Raw genomic sequence first — 17303 nt, 5'->3', positions numbered from 1 at the left:
TTGAGTTACAAAATTTGGATCGCCAAAAAGACACAGAGGCAATAGAATGCCCCTGTGCCTATTGTTTAGATCACAGGTTGGTCTTTGCTCTCTTTAACGCTTACGAGGTTAGCTGACGGATTCGGGCGCATGAGATTTTGCCCTACCTTAAAAGGATTCACCCCACGTGGTGTTTTATACCACCACAATTGGTTCCCCCGCTCATCGAAATGATTCAGCGATTGGTCTTTTATAAAAGAGATCATACTCCCGTTTGACACCAAAGTAAAGAGATTTTTTCAAGGTCTTTTGATCGTTTAGAACTCAGTCTTTTTACGGTTTTTTCGTACGAAATAGACAATCATCACAAGCACCAAAAGGATGAGTGCAGCGATACACGCAAAGTAAATCCAAGACTCGCTACTGCTTTGTTTTTCACTTGTTTTCAGACTGCTCGATGTGCTACTGACGGATTGATGATTAGTAAACACGCCTTTGTTTTTACTCTCTATTGCAACTGTTGCTTTTTCTGTATTTGTTTGAAGAAATTGCATTACTTCATTTGACACGTTAGCTTCAGCTGCAGTCATTCCTGAAAAGACTGTCATTGTCTGTTCTTTATTCCAAACAGATGGCTGCGTCCATACAATTCGAGCCGTTGTTTCGTTGATCATGCCGAAAGAAGATACATCATACTGATCCTTTTTCACCGGAACAACGAGATCGGCTGCTTTTTCTTTCAGAAGAGAGAATGTTTGAATGCCTCCGATGAAAATGAGAGGGTGATTTTTCAATTGTTCATTTGTCACTTGAGAAGCTTTCATTAAATGATATTGAGCTACTTCTGGCTGACTAAAAGATTCCGTCAACATGGCCATTTGATTGATTGTTTCACGTTTGATTTGATCTGGTATGATGATCAATGTATTTTTCGAAGTGAACGGGAGCGGCCATGCGGCTAAATCTGGCTTTTCACTCGTTGTTCCTTCTGGTATTTGAAGAGAGCTGTCTTTGTCAATGAATATCCAGCCTTCTTCATCCGTATGTCTGCAGGATTCCATGTTTTTAAAACCACTTGTGACAAATTGCAAATCAATATATTCATTTTTTTGAAGTATCTTTGAATCGACTGGAATCGAGACATGATAGAATCCATTCGCATCTTTACTGCCTAGTTTTGCTAATGGTACGTCGTGCGGTTCGTCATTGATCATAACAGTTAACCGTTCTGTTTTGCTTGCCGCTGTATCAGATTTTTTGAATGAAAGATTGAGCTTTGCACCTGATTTTTGGTTAGCCAGTAGCGCTTTCGGATAATAGTAGTGGTCGGATACCGTCTTGTTGGTCCCAACCGTGACATCATCTCCGCCAAAATCTTTCAAAGGAATCTTGTAAGATGGTTTAGACGTTTGAGCTGCAGCCTTTTGAAGCACTAGGTCTGTTCCAGTCAGTTGATCCGTTAATTCTGACTGAGTCAGAACATTGATTTTTCCAGCGATTGTCACAGGCTTTTCCGCTGTCACAAATAAAATGGGCTGTTCTGTTTTCTTTGCTGTCAAAGTTCTCATCACTACCGTAAGATGACTGCTTTTTGTTTTAATTCCTGCAGCTTGTTCAATCGATTTCATCCGTCCATCCCAGCTTCCTTTAGCTCCCACAGCAATCGTTGGGTGCGCCACTTGCTTGATGTCCTTTTCTTGGATCAGTTTGATCTCTTTTTGGCGATCTTTGTTTTTCAACGTACGGTATACTTTGATGGCCGCTTCTAATTCAGCTGCATCCGGTGAATTAGGAATTACAATATCTGTCTGTTCTTTCTGATCACCTGTTTGAATAAAAGGTGATGGAAAGCTATCTAATGTGAAATCTTTTGTCTGGATTCCTTTGAATGTAAGTTCACTTTCAGGATACACTTTTAGCCAATTAGCAGGTGTGTCTTGGTTGATACACACGCCTTCTTTTAAAACACCATAAAAGGTGACCTGAATGCGGTGAGTACCTTCTTTCAATTGTGCTTTGTTCAACTTGATTTGAATCGACTTCTTCTGGTTTTTCCCTGATACAGGGATGGTCTTTTCGATCTCTCCATCAATCATAACAGTGAATGAGGAAGGTGAAATCAATAATGGTGAAGCCTCTATATTGAACGTCAATGTGCTTGACTCTGTTTTTTCCTGATCCACTTGATAGGTAAATTCAGTGCGGTCTTCTTGTCCATATAAGGTCACTACGTCTTCTGATAGATGCTGCGTTTTTGTTTTGTTTTCTTTTGAAGATTGAACCCAATCATCTTTGACTTGAACTCGGTTGGATTGCGCCATTGCTTGACCTGCCATGAAAAAAGGCTGGATCGCTAAGGATAATCCTAATATATAAATCAACCATTTTAACGATTTCAATATGTCACCCGCTTTTCTTTTGTTGTTGATTGTAACGCTCGGTTTTGTACCATTTCACTTCTTGTTTCAATAATCGGCTTTTCACCTCTACACATAAGGAGTACACAACAAGCGCAATCCATACTTGGGAATAGGTAAAGTACATGAGAACGACAATGAGAATGTTTTGTTTGGTCAGCTCTGTTTTCTCTATGCTTAACGTAATCATTACTTCTGTTAAAAAGAGGAAGAAGGCTAACCCCCATAGGATGAGTGCCACAGCTCCCACAGATAAGTGAAGATCAACGAATAAGTTTACGATAAAAATGCCATTGGAGAGCAGTACACCAAAGAAAAATAAGAAATACGTAAAGAAAAAATAAAATAAATCGAAAATCATTCGTTTTCGTTTTAATTTCATAAACTGCCTTAAAAATTTGAGCACAACATATTGGTTGCCTCTAGCCCAGCGTGTTCGTTGCCGCCACCAGACTTTCCATGTTTCAGGCTCTTGTTCCCATGTAATCGCAGCAGGAAAGAACCGAATCACATAGCCCAGATTATACACACGAATCGTTAATTCAGTGTCTTCAGCTAGTGCATGGACATCCCAGCCGCCAAGCTCTTCTAAAATGTGCCGGCGGATCGCAAAGTTGGTGCCTGGAATCGTCGCAATGCCAAACCATTTCCATCTCCCGCCTTGCGCCATCCACTGGAAGCAGATCGTTTCTACGTTAATGAATTTTGTCAGGAGGTTTTTGGCTGCATTGATGACCCTGAATTTCCCGACAACAGCACCTGCTTTAGGATCATTCAATAATCCAAGAACCAAATGGTAGACGGCTTTCTTTTCAGGCATATTATCTGCATCGTATACACAAATAACGTCTCCTGTCGAAGCCTTCAAGCCTTCATTCAGTGCAGTAGATTTCCCCTTCCCTGCAAATGGCGGCTTTGTTTCAATCATATGGACATGATCGTATTGCTCACTAAATGATTGCACAATCTCCCCTGTACGATCAGAGGAATTGTCATTAATCACAATGATTTCAAGAAGGTGTTTGGGATAGGTTAACTGGACCATGGCTTTTAGCGTCTGCCGAATGACCACTTCTTCATTATGTGCTGGAATGAGAATGCTGACGGTCGGCAGATCTTTCCCTTGTTTCGTCCATTTAGGCAGCACTTTTTCGTAAGTTAAATAGTGCTGAAAGCCTCCCTGCATCAGAAACATATGATATAGGAGCATGATCCAAATCAGTATTAATGATAGGTAAAATAAGATATCAGCCACCTGATTTTCTCTCCTTAAAGATCCGTTTTTTCATCGTCAGCCTTAAATACAATGTGTAAAAAGCAAATGCCACAATAAAGAGCAGCACCACCACTGTGAGTATTCGAAGCATATTTTCCATCCCGCTTCGTTTGTTTGTTTTTGGTTCAGCTATATTGGATTGCTCTATTTGAATATGTCCATTTCCTGCTGTTTTGATCTGGACATTCTGAGTTTGAACAGTCTGTTTTGTTTTCTTTAAATCTAGCCATTCACTAGAAGGGATCGCATCCATTTGTGTGATTACATCTTGCAGCCCATCTATCCCCGCTTCCACATCATAGGACAGCCCAATGGCGGCGGATTGGATATGCTGCAAGGATTGAATTGTCTGCTCAGTCAGTATGTTTGCACCTTCTTGGTCAGATGCTATATCTATAGACTGTTCAGGATATAAAGTCATGCCATGAAGCATGGCGGGTGTCGACAAAAATGGTGATGCACTTCTTGTTTTCCATGTACGGTCTGAGAGCTGCACCTGTCCAAATAAGCTGGACACATGGCGGGAAATCACTTCATAGCCTTGCAGGGAAATGGCGTCATTTGGCACTTCAAATGCAAGCGGATATAACCCCTGCTGCGCGAGCAGTTCAATGCCTTTTGTCAGCTTTTCTTCTGTATAGATGGCTTCTTGATGTTGATTGGATGTGATATACGCATTAAAATCTTTTTCATTCGGAAAAAAGCTTTTGTTCAGCTGCTGATCAGCTTTCTCTGGTTCATTTGACGTAACGGACTGATCGTACTTTACATCCCAAAATTCAAAGCCTTTACCCGACTCCTCCGTTCGATACGTATGGCTAAACCCATGAAGAACGACACTAGCTCCATTGCTTTGCAATTGTTTTAACACGTGGACAAGTTTAGGCCGGTCACTGAGCGTCACTTCATCCCCTGTTGCTGGATCAATCCATATAGGGGTCACCGCCAGCAGAAAAGGGATATGGCGAGCTGTTACGTATCGTCCAAGTTCAAGTAACTTCTTCTCATCCGTGACGGGGTTAATCTTCTCAATCTGTAAGTACTTTGTCGTCGTTTGATTAGAAGCCGGCAGGAGACTTTCCAGCACCTCTGCAAGCAGCTTGTCGTGCTGAAGGATATTTAGCATTCCGACATATGCCGCACCTTCTTTTGTTTGAATCACAAATGGCTGTTCAGCTTGATTTTTCTTCAATAAGAATTTACGTTGCAGATCTGTCCCTTGAACCGTCTGAGCTGTGATTCCTCTCTCAAGCTGACGGTATTCTTGATCATCAGTATCTTTGATTTGACTGATGTGATCTTGTTTGTGAAAAGTAAGCGTGGAGAATGGGCGAAGCTGTTCCGCATTGTATCCTATTGCAATTAAGCGTTTTGATTCGTTTATGAGACGAATGGTTTGTGCTTTCAACGTTCTCTTTTCTTCACCTATATAGATAACTAGCTGAGAGTCATTGAGGTTCTTTTCAGTGATTTGTTCATCAGATAAAATGGTCGTTCGTGTGAAAAAATGCCCCACAAGTACATCAAGCATTTGAACAGTTGGAGTTGCCTCACCTGATTGTGTGGAATAGACGATGAGGGTCCTTGACTCTTTCTCAAGTGCACCGGCTGATGTACTGTCTTTGATCGAAAGCATAGAGAAAAGAACGATTAACAAACAACATTTCGTCAAAACATTAAAGTTCATTCATCATCATCTCGTTTTCTAGTTCTTCTAAAAATTGCTCTGGTGTCCGATAGTCCGAGCTGCTTGTTAAATGACAGACATGAAAAGTTAAGGTCACTTCACGACCATTTAGCAGGACATGCGTTTGCAGTTTGTCTTTTAGCTTTTCAAGAACGATCGAGACGTTTTCTGCAGGTGTGTGAGTGAGCAGCAGCCCGATTCGTTCTTCGGATAATCGAAATTTCTTATCGGTTTCTCTCACACTTTCGCGTATCTTCATACTGAGTTGCTGGAAAAGATGCTGCATTTCTTTTTCTCCATATAATGTTTTGAATTCCGCTGAGTAGTGCATATGAAGAAGGATAAAGACGAATGGCTGTTTGTATCGTTCTGCTCGTTTCATTTCCTCAGACAACTCGAGTCTCATCCGCTCTGCATTGTCAAAGCCTGTCGTTGAGTCAATCGCTACAAATTGTTTGATGGCCCTCTTTTGTTGGTCAATGGTGTAACGCATCATTTTTATTCGCTCATGCACGTTTCCAGCAGAAATAGCAAAAAAGAGAAGCGCCACGCCCCATATCACGACATCTTGCAACGTTTGATTAGAAAAGAGTGAATTTGTGTGACCAAGCTCTGTAAAGAACATCCCGCTTCCTATAAAGAACAAAATCAACAAAGTAAAAACCAATGCTGGCAAAATACCAAATAAAATGCCGCATCCTATCACGACAAATGTGAGTGTGATGATCATGACACTCTCCGCATCACGTCCATTCAAGTAGCCCATAAATAAAATGAGTCCCGCAAACGTGAGGAGCACCGTATAATACGTGCGATAGGTGTTACTGAATAACCTTTTCATTTAGAAGCTCCCTTTCTACAATTAGAGGCAATAAATTATCAAATGAGTGTGTATCTTTTTCGTTCATATAGCCTCCGTAATAAGGCTTGAGAGGATCTTGGATTTGCAGCTCTTTCATTCGGTGATAGACGTCTTTTGCAAAATCATCTTCTCCTTGTTTGAGTGCATATAAGATCACCAGTGCATAGACTGAAGGTGATTCATACGTCACTGCTGGCTGTAATGTGCTCAGTTTATATCGTCCATACAGTTTTCCTTCCTTTTGGAAGTTGGTTTTCAGCCATTTCATGATGACTGTTGTATCAACCTGTGCACGTTCGGCATAAAGAGCCGTATAAAGCTGGTCGATCAAGTTGATTTCCTGATCAAACGAGTAGACTTTCTTCGCTATGTCATAAGATTTTGGAAAAAATCCTTTTTGTCTCGGTGCATTTTTTAGAATGGCCAATTGGTTGTTCATCATTTGTTCTGTGAATAGGTGGAGGGATACTAGTTCTTTGATTGCTTTTGGGTCAAGATATGAAAGTGTGATTGTATGTGAAGTTTGCTTTGTCGATGCATCATAATAGTCGGTCAACATACCCTTGAACATGTTTTTGTCTTTTAACGCTTTTGCGATTTTTTTGGCTGTGGTTTGATACACTGACTTCTGCCACAATTGATCTGCTTTTTGAAGCGCTGTTACTACACGTAAGTCATCAACTAAAGCATTGACTTTGCTTTTTTGATGAGATTCGATTTGCCAGCTAAGAAGATCATGTTCCAGTAAGAATTGAGTGCGCAGGACGTCTACCTGTTGATCAAAAGATGTTTGATCTTTTTTTCTAACAAGATAATCCATCCAAAGTCCGAGCGATTCCGATAAGTAGGTAGGCTGCTCCGCAAGCGAGGTGCGAATCATGCCTTGATCTGTCATTAAGTGGTGAGTCATAAAGTACTCTCCTGACAATACTGGCTTTGCAGGTTCTGGTTGAGCTGAATGTTGCTGCTGTTTCCAGGTACATCCGCCTAGTAAAATGACAATGAGTATAGCGATAGCTGTACGATATATGGGTGTATCCATTCGTGTCCCCTTTCAATCCTTGTTCTCTCTAAGCATCTAACGATTTATTATAGAGCGTTTCTGTTTAAATGAAAATAAATATTTTATACCAAATTACGAGTCTTTTCGCTTACATATTCCCATTTACAGAAAAACAACATGTCAAAATACTCGAACAAACAAAAAACCCATGCGAATTCACATGGGTTTTTACACAACTATTGATCTAATTTTAGTTTCTTCAATTGTTCTGCAAGTGCGTTATTGATTGGTTCTTCCACTTTCTTTTGTTTCTTCATATATTTGGACACATCGTGCTTACTGGCTCGTTTTTGATTGGATTGTGATTTGCGTTTTTCGAAAACAGACAGTTTCTCTCTATGACCACAAACACAGGCAAATATTTTGCCATCGCCTTCCCCGCGCAGCTCAAGCTTTTTATGACAGTTCGGGCAGCGTGCATTTGTTTTCTTTGCCACATTTTTTCGATGTCCGCATTCTCTATCCTGACAAACAAGCATGGTGCCGTTTTTCCCATTCACTTTTAACATGAGTTTTCCACAGTCAGGACAATGTGTGCCTGTCATGTTGTCATGCTTAAAGGTTTGGTTCGTTTGTTTGATTTCAGATACGGCTTGTTTTGCATATGACTTCATTTCACTCATGAATTGAGAAGCTTTCAATTGGCCTTTCGCAATTTTAGACAGCTTTTGTTCCCATTCCGCTGTTAACGCAGGTGACTTTAAATCTTCAGGTACTAAAGAAAGAAGCTGCTTCCCTTTCGATGTGATGAAGATGTCTTTGCCTTTTTTCTCAATTAAGAAGCTGTTAAACAGTTTCTCAATGATATCAGCTCTAGTTGCCACTGTCCCCAATCCACCCGTTTCGCCAAGGGTTTTCACTAAGTCTTTTTCCTTGTTCTGCATAAATGCAGACGGGTTCTCCATGGCAGATAAAAGGGTCGCTTCGTTAAAACGAGCAGGAGGTTTCGTTTCGCCTTTTGTCTCTTTTAATTGGCGTACATCAAGTGACTGCCCCTCTGTTAATGCCGGCAAGTGCTGATCTGCTTCGGCTGATTCCTCGTCTTCATAGGAATCATCGTACACGGCTTTCCAGCCGGCTGATTGCACAATTTTTCCTTTCGCTGTGAATGTCTCACTGCCGATCTTGGCGATCACTGTTGTTTCCTCATATTCAAAAGGGGTCATCAGTACAGCGAGGAATCGCTTGGCAATCAGGTCATATAATTTACGCTCTTTATCGCTTAATGCACCTGGATACAGCTCTTCCTCGGTTGGAATGATCGCATGGTGATCTGACACTTTGGCATCGTTGACGAATCCTTTATGTGCATTAATGCCTGATTGTAAAATGCGATTCACATGCTGCGCGTAAGGTCTAACGTTCATTCCTTTGAGTCGATCTTTTAATGTAGGCACGATATCTGCCGAAATGAAACGTGAATCCGTACGCGGGTACGTGACGAGCTTATGCTGCTCATACAGACGCTGAAGTGTAGACAGTGTTTCTTTTGCTGAAAAACCGTAGCGTTTATAGGCATCACGCTGCAATTCTGTCAGGTCATACAACCCTGGAGCAAAGGCTTTTTTCGCTGTTTTTTTCAGTGCATCAATCACTGCAGATTTTCCTTTACAGGCTGCCAAGCGCTCCTTCACTACATCCTCTTGGAATGTACGGTTTTGTTTTGTCTTTGCATCCTGCCAAGTCAGCGTCAGTCCGTCAACTTGTGCAGTCAGCCCAAAGAACGGCTTCGGCTGGAATTGCTGAATGTCTTCCTCTCGCTTGGCGATCATAGCAATCGTTGGCGTTTGCACACGTCCACAGGATAACTGCGCATTGAACTTCGTTGTCAGCGCTCTTGTTGCGTTGATCCCTACAATCCAGTCGGCCTCTGCACGCGCAACCGCAGAGCGGTACAAGTTGTCATACTCTCTGCCGTCTTTTAATCGTTTGAACCCTTCTTGAATGGCTTTGTCTGTAACAGACGAAATCCATAGACGTTTTAGAGGCTTTTTCACATGTGCTTTTTCAAGAATCCACCTTGCCACAAGCTCCCCTTCACGTCCAGCATCTGTTGCGATGACAATGTCTTTTACATCTTTTCTCGCCAGCTGCGCTTTGACCGCTTGGAACTGCTTCCCTGTCTTTTTCATCACGACAAGCTTGAGTGGTTCTGGAATAATTGGTAAATCCTCTAGGCGCCAGGATTGAAATTCTTTCCCGTAGCCTTCTGGATCAGCCAGTGTCACCAAGTGGCCCAGCGCCCACGTGACAATGTATTGATCTCCTTCTAAGAAACCATTTCCTTTTTTATGACACTTCAGCACACGTGCAAGGTCACGTCCTACCGAAGGTTTCTCTGCTAATACAACTGTTTTTGACACGAAATTTCACATCTCTTTCTTCTATCCATCCTTTTATTATAGCAGACGTGGAGATGCGGTTCTAATGACGGATTATTTCTTCAAGCGCTTGATGATTTCGTTTGTGATTTCTTGTGTTCGATAAGCCCCGCCGATGTCTGCCGTTAAAAAGCCGTCTGCTGTGACTGACTCGATGATTTCGAGCAGGTGTGTACCGAGTTCTTCCTCTCCGAAATGATCAAGCATGAGTTTAGCGGTCCAAATTTGACCGATTGGGTTGGCGATTCCTTTTCCTGCAATGTCTGGGGCTGACCCATGTACAGGCTCAAACATTGATGGATATTTGCCATTTACATTGATGTTGGCAGCAGGCGCCACGCCAATACTTCCCATAATGGCTGCCCCAAGATCAGTTAAAATATCGCCAAATAAATTACTGGCAACAATTACATCGAATTTCTCAGGTCTTGTCACAAAGAAGGCTGAAAGCGCATCAATGTGCTGCGAGTCTGCTGTCACCTTTGGATAATCCTTGGCTACGTCTTGAAACACTTCATCCCAAAATGGCATTGTATGAACGATTCCATTCGATTTGGTTGCACTTGTCACATGCTTTCGTCTCTTTTCTGCTAATTGAAAGGCAAAACGCATGGCTCGTTCTGTCCCTTTTCTTGAGAAAACAGCATTTTGAATGGCAAGCTGATCTTCCCCTTGATAGATGCGGCCTCCAATTTCACTATATTCACCTTCACCGTTTTCTCTTACAACAAGAAGATCGAAATCCTTTGGGTAAGCAAGCGGGGAGCGAATGCCGCTCAGCTGTTTTGCAGGTCTAACGTTGATCACCTGCTCAAATTCACGTCTAATTTTAATGAGCAATCCCCAAAGTGATACATGATCCGGCACTAAATTGGCATCTCCGACTGCTCCTAAGAAAATGCTGTCAAAGGCTTTTAGTTGTTCCAATCCATCCTTTGGCATCATTTCGCCATGCTCTAAATAATACTCACAGCTCCACGGAAAGTCCTGAAAGGTGAAAGACAGACCGCCATGCACATCTGATACCGCTTTCAAAACTCGAATAGCTTCAGGCACAACTTCCTTTCCAACCCCGTCACCTGGTATCGCTGCAATTGAAACATGCTTCATTGATTTTTCCCCCTTTGTTATCGGTCGACCGTCGACCGTTTCATTTGAGTTTACTAAAGAGTGCGTGTTCTTACAATGGACAAAAGACGCTTTTTTTGATCAAAGCGCCTTTTTATCCTGCATCAGCACATGGGGCTTCTGTTTCTTTCTTCCCGCACTTTTTTTATCTGAAAGCAGCAAACCTCCTAAGGTCAGTGCTGTTCCAAGCCCAGACATGAAGGTCAAGCTCTCGTGAAGAACGATCATTGAAATGATCATCGTGATAATAGGCACTCCATAAATATACACACTTGATTTCACCACACCGATCGTCTTCACGGAAAAGCTCCATGTCAGAAAACAAATAGCAGATGCAAAGACGCCTAAAAACAGCAAGTGGAAGGCAAACGATGGATTGGTCAACCGCTCCCAGTCTAAACGAACCTTAAAATGCCAGATCAGGGGAATCATCCATAGCAGTCCGTAAAAGAAGACACGCCTTGTTACCTGAATGATATGGTAGCCATATTGGTTGATCATCTTCGATAAAATGGAATAGAATGCCCAGACGATGGTTGCTGTTAATGCTAAGGCATCACCGAGTGGATTCAATTGAAACGTCGTCATTCCATTCATGCTAATCAGCACGATTCCCGTCATCGCGATGAAAAAGCCTATGAAAAACCGGCTGTGCAGCGGCTCATCTTTTAATAAAAAATAAGCCAATAAAAAAGAGAAGAATGGGACAACGGAGCTGATGACACCTGCATTCGAAGCGAACGTATAAGTAAGTGCGACATTTTCTAAAAAGTAATATAAGACCACACCGCATAAACCTGCCAGCGCAAACATCCCTTCATGCTTTTTACTTTGCACCTTCATCGTAAACGGATAGATGATCATCAGAGCCAAGTACCCTATAAAAAAACGGAAAAATAAAATCTCTGTTGGAGAAAAAGCCGTTAATAATATTTTGGTAGAGATAAAGGTAGATCCCCATAAAAAAATGGTGAACATGGCCGCTAAATGACCGAGCAGCTGTTTATTTTTCATCAGCTGTTACCTGCTTTACAAAAATTTGCTGATACTGCCCTGGCGTGAGCCCAATAAATTCTGAAAAGAAATGACTCAAATGACTTTGATCAGAAAATCCAGCGGAGGCAGCCGCATCTACAGGCTTCACTCCTTGGGCGAGAAGCTCCTTCGCAAAGTTCACTCTGACTGTCTGTAAATAACGATACGGCGTGATGCCTCTAAACTTTGTAAAAGCACGCAGCAATGAATATTTGTTCATGGACACAAGCTCGCCTAAGTCATCTAACGATATATTTTCCGTGAGGTGTGTTTCGATATATTGCTGTACGTCTCGGACTTTTTGTTCGTTGGCACGTGTGGCTGATGCTTTTTCCTCTGAGGTATCAGCATAGGCTTCAATCAATTGTTTCATAAAGAAATAGAAGGTTTCCTGTTTATTCAAAGCAGGAGCTTCTTCTGTGATCATTTGATGTAGATCATATAATGGCTTTGTTAGTTCACTTTGTGAAAACACAGGGGCTTTAAAATGCGGTTTGTGCTGAAAGACCTTCCCTAGCACACCTGCTTCAATATTTAAGCAGCGATAATCGAGTGTCCTGTGATCAATTTGTTCACATGCGTGATTATCATACGGATTAAAAAGAAGGATATCACCTTTTTCAATGATGTATTCTTGATTTTGGCAGACCAAACGTCTTTGACCGTCTTCAATAAATCCAATCACATAATATGTATGAAAATGATTCGGGAACTTTTGCATGATGCCATGAAAGCGATATGCCTCTATTTGTAAGTCTTGATCAAAATGTACAGTTCGTTCCTCTTGTGTGTTCATGTCGATCCCTCTTTTCGCTGAACTGATCATAAGTGTAGCACACCCCTTTTCTCTTGGATTGTACGATATTGACTTTTTGATGCAGGCTTGCCTAGAGGGAAAAACTTGGATAACATGAGACAAAAGATGATGTATAAAAGAGGGAATGATGGCATGAATTCATTCGAGATGGAAAGACCAACACCGTATCACATGCAATTTTATGAACAGCTGAAGCAAATGATTTTTGATGGCCACTTTCAGCCAGGAGAGCGCATCAATGAAACACAGCTTGCCAAACAATTTGGCGTAAGCCGATCACCGGTAAGAGAGGCGATGAGGCTGTTAGAAAAAGACGAGCTCTTAATCGCGGATCATCGATCAGGCTATTCCGTCTATACGTTAACAGAAAAAGATGTCGAGGAGCTTTATCAAATTCGGGTAGCTTTAGAAACACTTGCTGTTGAGCTTGCCTGTAAGGAAGCCGTGCAAAGAGAAATGGATGAAATTGAGCAGGTTCTCACGCAGGCGGACGAAGCGATCAAGCAGCAGCTGCCCTCTAAAGAGATCGTCCAGTTACATGAAGCCTTTCACCAAAAAATCATTTTGGCGAGTCACAATGACCGCTTATCCAAACAATTGAATCACGTAAATGCACTCATTCACTATTGCCGCATCTTTCATTTTAGCGGCGGGGCTCGTGCTGAAACCATTCAAAGAGAGCATGCAGCCATCTATTCTAAAATAAAAAAGCGCCGCTCCACAGAAGCCGTTCAAGCAATGACGGAGCATTTATTGCATGATGTGATGCACTTAAAGCAAGTACTCTCTGAAACAAACAAGGAGTAAAGGACTTTTCCCATTTTTTAAGCATTCCATGAACATATTTTGAATTTTTCGTAGATTTCGCATGTCCAGACGATCTTTCGTTTATATTAGAAGATGAGAAACTAGCTTTTATACAGGAGGATTTGTATATGCATACAAGTATTAGCCGTCTGAGACAGGCGGGTTTTATTGAGGGTATGTCTCTTTTAACCCTTCTTTTAATTGCCATGCCTCTAAAATATTTTGCGGATATTCCGATGGCGGTCACCATTGTGGGCTCTCTTCATGGCGCATTGTTTGTGATCTACATGCTCATTTTGGCATATGTGACATTTAAAGTTCGCTGGCATTTGAAATGGTCCATCGCCGGATTCTTTGCGGCATTCATTCCTTTCGGCAACTTCGCCTATGATAAGGTGCTTCGCCAGTATGATACAAAAGCTTAATCAAAAGGGCTAAAACGAAATTCGTTTTAGCCCTTTTTCTACACGCTGACGTATTTTTTAAATCGATGCATATTTCACAATGGCTGCTTGACGTGTCATTTCGTGATATGCCACCCATAATTCATCACCTGGCAGTACGCTAGTGATCGGATCGATTGGCTGTTTCACTTCATACATCACGCCATCTCTCTCAATCTGAATGATCGCTAACGGCTGGTTGCCGATGACACCGGAAAATGAGACATGGGTCACTTTTGCACTTCCTTGTTTCTCTTGCATAAGACTGATTTCTTTATCCAGCTCTTCTTGTTTTGTCTGCATCGTGATTTGAGTTCCTGGTGCGACCTCCATATGGTCAGGGATGAATTGACTGACCGTTTTTGTGATGGATTGATCTCCGCTAGAAACCGTCACATCCAGCATAATAGGCTTTTGTTCATGGATGGCCATTGGATATTGCTTCACACGCTGGATCGTTCCTGTTAATGTCACGTCTTTCCCCGCACGATTCCGCACTTCATGCCCATAGGCTGCCATTTTCAACTGACCGCTGATGACAACGAGATCGGCTTTTTCTCCTGTTCTAAACTCAAAACCAGCGGCTTGAATCATCGGAATGGTATACCTTTTCTGATCTGCTTCAAATGTAAGTGATAAGACGGTGCCTCGTCCTACGGTTCCATATGATTCTATGTTTCTTAAAATAGCGCCTTTGAGGAACTTTGGCTCGCTCGGCTGCGAGAAGTCACCCTCTTTTAAGAGCATTGCTTTTTTCTTTTTCGGATTGTAGAGAATGGCGATACGCTGACCCGGTTGCGGTATCTGAGTATAGGATACAACCGTTTTAACCGCCTTCTCGATATTTTCACCATCATATTGAAATTGAAGCTGCATGTTGACCAGCGGCTGTTCATTGATGTAGGTACCCGTTTCTTTGACAGATACAATATTGGCTTCTAATGTGACACTGTCTTTTATCTTGTTCTTTCTCACCAGTCTCAAAATCGGCGGCAGGAAGATCGCTAGCACAAATAACAGCAGTGGGATAAAGAGCCATATCGCCCAGTTGAGAATGAGTGGTCCGCCCTTCATGACATATTGTATAAAGGTGTCAACAGACGTTTGGTGGGCTGGACTGGCATTTTCGATTGAGATGACCTTTTGCAAAGGGAATTCCTTTAGCTGTTTGCTTTTCGCCTCAAATGCCCCCGTTAATTGGTTGCCAAGTGAATAATAGAGCCAATCGCTCTTCACATTTTTATGAAAAGAGAGATCTTCTTTTTGTAAAGATTCATATGACAACGACTGAAAAAGCTTGCTGGCAGACGTCGCCTTATTCGTGCGATGATTATAAATATAACCAGTCAGCTTGCCTTTTGCTTCGTCCTTTGCTGTAGAGCCTGCAAGAAGAACTTCTTCTTCATTCAGCTGGTAGATAAAGGTTTGGTAAATCGGTTTTGGTGTTGGGACGACTTCCCCAACCCTTCCCTCTGCATCCACTTTCCTTGGTCTTTTTGGATAGTTGGATTCGACAGCGACAGCAACGTTTTGTGATGATCCGATCGTTTTTTGCAGCTGCTGCACGACTTTATCTTCAATGAGGCTGAACGGTTCTGCACTTTTGGAGACATAGACCCCAAGCTGATGTTTCTCGTTTGAGATTCCGCTGACATACGCCTTCTGGTCATTTTTCAAAGTCAATTCAAACATAGGGAATGGGGTCTGCCCTCTAAAAGAATTCATGACGACATCGATGGAAACAGGTCTTGCTGGCAGCTTCAGCTCGTTGAGATTGTGGACATGAAACTGACCATTCTTTAGCTCACCGAGGACCGCAGCAGCGCCTTCCTTTTCTCCTGTAAACAAGAGTCGTCCATTCCATTGATATGTATTCGTTTTTAAAAATGAGGGAATCTGTAATTTTTGCTTAACAAGTTCTTTCTTTGCTCCGCTTGGAGACAGTTTCTCGATCAACAGCTGCTCGTCTTTATTTTTTAAAGCAAGTAAGAGGTTGTTACCTTGAGTGGATGGCAACATTTCATTAAACGTATCGCTTTCCGTGGTCCATTCACTGATTCTTTTTCCTGATTGGGGATCATACATTGCAAAATGGAGCTGCTGGTTTTTTGATACAGCACTCACCACTCGTTTTCCTTCATCAAATGTAAATATTTGTTTGACGTCATATTGCGTCGCTTTCCCTGCGGACAAATCATCTTGGTAATGGTTCCACACCAAGACACTAAGAATGATTGCTGGAATAAAGAAGACAATATACCTGAGGAAAATCACTGGTATTCTTTTCACTTGATCGCTTCCTTTCATGGAGTTCCTTTTTCTTATACGTCAGTGCAGCGAGAATGTTTCATGCTAGCAGAATACCATTCCAACTTTCTAAATCCATATTTTACATATTTGATTATTTACGATAAAATCCAATCAGATTCAAAAAAAGGATGTTATCTCAATGGATAAGCTATCATCGATCATTCTAGCGGCTTGGCTGCGTGTTCCCCGTTGGTTCAAGCAAGGGGTGCTCGTATCTATTACCATTTTCTTTTTTTATATGTGCTTTGTAAAGGGGCTGACTAGCTGGCACACCTTGCCGCCTGTCACTTTGCTCGCATGCGCCATTTGTTCCTTCTTCATCTGGTTGGTGTGGCTAAACAGTCAAAAAAATAAGTAAAAAGGAGAATTTCATGAAAGAATCCATCTTTTATTTTGCTATCTCTTTTGTTCTTCAATGGGTTTGGTTTGGGGTTGTGCATTCAGATAGAGGCGTGACACTGCTGGACATGTTGATCTTCTCTATTTTGTTTACGGTGATGTTCTTTTTTATTGGCCGGATTTGGAGGTATCAGAAGAAAGGGCGAAGTGAGTAATGATGAAGCATTTCCTCTTTCTGTCGATGAGTGTTCGTTGTTCTATTGTTGGCGACGGATCTTTTTGAAGGAGATATCATGCGGACGGTATCCGCTTTTATCTTCCTTTTTCCTATTTTATTGTTTAAAACGTAAAAAGGCTGCCAAATAGATGGCAGCCCGTTTCTTACTCTTTTCATGCAAATAAATAATCAATGTTTAATCTCCGTCACGGAGTGTATGAATTAAGATTCGATCATATCAGTGTGTCATATGTGTTCCGAGTGAACCTACGTTTGAAAGTAAACGCCATGGAAGTTCTGGATAACAAGACAACGAAAGCCCTACCTCTCATTCGTCCTTACGGCTCCGAAGCCGTGCCAGTGTGAATTGTAAATCAAAACGTCTTTTTTCCATTCTTCCGCTTTTATAGGGGGCGGTTGCAGAAGGAAAAGAATAAGTTTGTTCGCTTTGACAGCGTCTCGTTCTTATCAAGTAGAAGCTCTATTGCTTCTCATTATGTCATAGAAAAAAGAAAGTTTACTTTCTTTATTTATTTGCTATT

14 protein-coding genes and 1 riboswitch are annotated in these 17303 nt (G+C 41.8%); of the genes, 4 read left to right on the top strand and 10 right to left on the bottom strand.

Translation table 11 applies throughout. The features are described from left to right. Positions 1-82: 82 nt before the first annotated feature. A riboswitch (cyclic di-AMP (ydaO/yuaA leader) is annotated at positions 83-230 on the bottom strand. A 66-nt stretch (positions 231-296) separates the two neighbouring features. From MHH31_RS02425 to MHH31_RS02385, 9 genes are all read right to left on the bottom strand, one after another. Further along, positions 297-2378, bottom strand: a complete 2082-nt coding sequence (locus MHH31_RS02425; RefSeq protein ID WP_342495237.1) for a cellulose biosynthesis cyclic di-GMP-binding regulatory protein BcsB — start codon at positions 2376-2378, stop codon at positions 297-299. A gap of 4 nt (positions 2379-2382) precedes the next feature. Next, on the bottom strand, positions 2383-3651 hold the full coding sequence (locus tag MHH31_RS02420; protein WP_144679558.1) for a glycosyltransferase: 1269 nt from the start codon (positions 3649-3651) through the stop codon (positions 2383-2385). After that, positions 3644-5359 carry a DUF2334 domain-containing protein gene (locus MHH31_RS02415; protein ID WP_342495236.1) on the bottom strand — a complete coding sequence of 572 codons (1716 nt, stop codon included), beginning with the start codon at positions 5357-5359 and terminating at the stop codon, positions 3644-3646. The genes MHH31_RS02420 and MHH31_RS02415 overlap by 8 nt, the downstream gene beginning before the upstream one ends. Continuing rightward, on the bottom strand, positions 5349-6200 hold the full coding sequence (locus tag MHH31_RS02410; protein WP_342495235.1) for a GGDEF domain-containing protein: 852 nt from the start codon (positions 6198-6200) through the stop codon (positions 5349-5351). Before MHH31_RS02410 ends, MHH31_RS02415 begins: the two co-directional genes overlap by 11 nt. Further along, positions 6181-7263 carry a glycosyl hydrolase family 8 gene (locus MHH31_RS02405; RefSeq protein WP_342495234.1) on the bottom strand — a complete coding sequence of 361 codons (1083 nt, stop codon included), beginning with the start codon at positions 7261-7263 and terminating at the stop codon, positions 6181-6183. Before MHH31_RS02405 ends, MHH31_RS02410 begins: the two co-directional genes overlap by 20 nt. 197 nt (positions 7264-7460) lie before the next feature. Further along, on the bottom strand, positions 7461-9647 hold the full coding sequence (locus MHH31_RS02400; RefSeq protein WP_342495233.1) for a DNA topoisomerase III: 2187 nt from the start codon (positions 9645-9647) through the stop codon (positions 7461-7463). A gap of 72 nt (positions 9648-9719) precedes the next feature. After that, on the bottom strand, positions 9720-10775 hold the full coding sequence (locus MHH31_RS02395) for a tartrate dehydrogenase (RefSeq protein ID WP_342495232.1): 1056 nt from the start codon (positions 10773-10775) through the stop codon (positions 9720-9722). A 99-nt stretch (positions 10776-10874) separates the two neighbouring features. Next, on the bottom strand, positions 10875-11807 hold the full coding sequence (locus tag MHH31_RS02390) for a DMT family transporter (RefSeq protein WP_138278124.1): 933 nt from the start codon (positions 11805-11807) through the stop codon (positions 10875-10877). After that, positions 11797-12624, bottom strand: coding sequence for an AraC family transcriptional regulator (locus MHH31_RS02385; protein ID WP_342495231.1), 828 nt, complete (start codon positions 12622-12624; stop codon positions 11797-11799). The genes MHH31_RS02390 and MHH31_RS02385 overlap by 11 nt, the downstream gene beginning before the upstream one ends. Before the next feature lie 153 nt (positions 12625-12777). Between MHH31_RS02385 and MHH31_RS02380 the strand changes: the two genes are divergently transcribed. Together MHH31_RS02380 and MHH31_RS02375 are read left to right on the top strand one after the other, a co-directional pair. Continuing rightward, positions 12778-13452, top strand: a complete 675-nt coding sequence (locus MHH31_RS02380) for a GntR family transcriptional regulator (RefSeq protein WP_342495230.1) — start codon at positions 12778-12780, stop codon at positions 13450-13452. 128 nt (positions 13453-13580) lie between these two features. After that, positions 13581-13877, top strand: a complete 297-nt coding sequence (locus tag MHH31_RS02375; protein WP_008347156.1) for a DUF3817 domain-containing protein — start codon at positions 13581-13583, stop codon at positions 13875-13877. Between the two features lie 57 nt (positions 13878-13934). Here MHH31_RS02375 and MHH31_RS02370 read toward each other — a convergent pair whose 3' ends face one another. Continuing rightward, positions 13935-16184 (bottom strand): hypothetical protein, encoded by a 2250-nt coding sequence (locus MHH31_RS02370; protein WP_342495229.1) that lies wholly within the window; start codon positions 16182-16184, stop codon positions 13935-13937. A gap of 160 nt (positions 16185-16344) precedes the next feature. On the opposite strand from MHH31_RS02370, the gene MHH31_RS02365 reads away from it, so the two are divergent. Next, the gene (locus MHH31_RS02365) at positions 16345-16563 is read left to right on the top strand and encodes a hypothetical protein (RefSeq protein WP_144668130.1); all 219 of its coding nucleotides are present in this window, start codon (positions 16345-16347) and stop codon (positions 16561-16563) included. Positions 16564-16576: 13 nt separating this feature from the next. After that, on the top strand, positions 16577-16759 hold the full coding sequence (locus MHH31_RS02360; RefSeq protein ID WP_113767193.1) for a hypothetical protein: 183 nt from the start codon (positions 16577-16579) through the stop codon (positions 16757-16759). Positions 16760-17303: the final 544 nt, after the last annotated feature.

Source organism: Bacillus sp. FSL K6-1033 (assembly GCF_038630765.1).
GTDB classification, from domain to species: Bacteria; Bacillota; Bacilli; order Bacillales; family Bacillaceae; genus Bacillus; species Bacillus altitudinis.
This window is presented reverse-complemented; position numbering and strand designations above follow the sequence as displayed.

Coding starts and splice junctions, on each gene's coding strand:
- MHH31_RS02410 (WP_342495235.1), bottom strand. CDS start 6,200: ATGAAAAGGTTATTCAGTAACACCTATCGCACGTATTATACGGTGCTC.
- MHH31_RS02385 (WP_342495231.1), bottom strand. CDS start 12,624: ATGAACACACAAGAGGAACGAACTGTACATTTTGATCAAGACTTACAA.
- MHH31_RS02415 (WP_342495236.1), bottom strand. CDS start 5,359: ATGAACTTTAATGTTTTGACGAAATGTTGTTTGTTAATCGTTCTTTTC.
- MHH31_RS02360 (WP_113767193.1), top strand. CDS start 16,577: ATGAAAGAATCCATCTTTTATTTTGCTATCTCTTTTGTTCTTCAATGG.
- MHH31_RS02390 (WP_138278124.1), bottom strand. CDS start 11,807: ATGAAAAATAAACAGCTGCTCGGTCATTTAGCGGCCATGTTCACCATT.
- MHH31_RS02395 (WP_342495232.1), bottom strand. CDS start 10,775: ATGAAGCATGTTTCAATTGCAGCGATACCAGGTGACGGGGTTGGAAAG.
- MHH31_RS02375 (WP_008347156.1), top strand. CDS start 13,581: ATGCATACAAGTATTAGCCGTCTGAGACAGGCGGGTTTTATTGAGGGT.
- MHH31_RS02365 (WP_144668130.1), top strand. CDS start 16,345: ATGGATAAGCTATCATCGATCATTCTAGCGGCTTGGCTGCGTGTTCCC.
- MHH31_RS02405 (WP_342495234.1), bottom strand. CDS start 7,263: ATGGATACACCCATATATCGTACAGCTATCGCTATACTCATTGTCATT.
- MHH31_RS02380 (WP_342495230.1), top strand. CDS start 12,778: ATGAATTCATTCGAGATGGAAAGACCAACACCGTATCACATGCAATTT.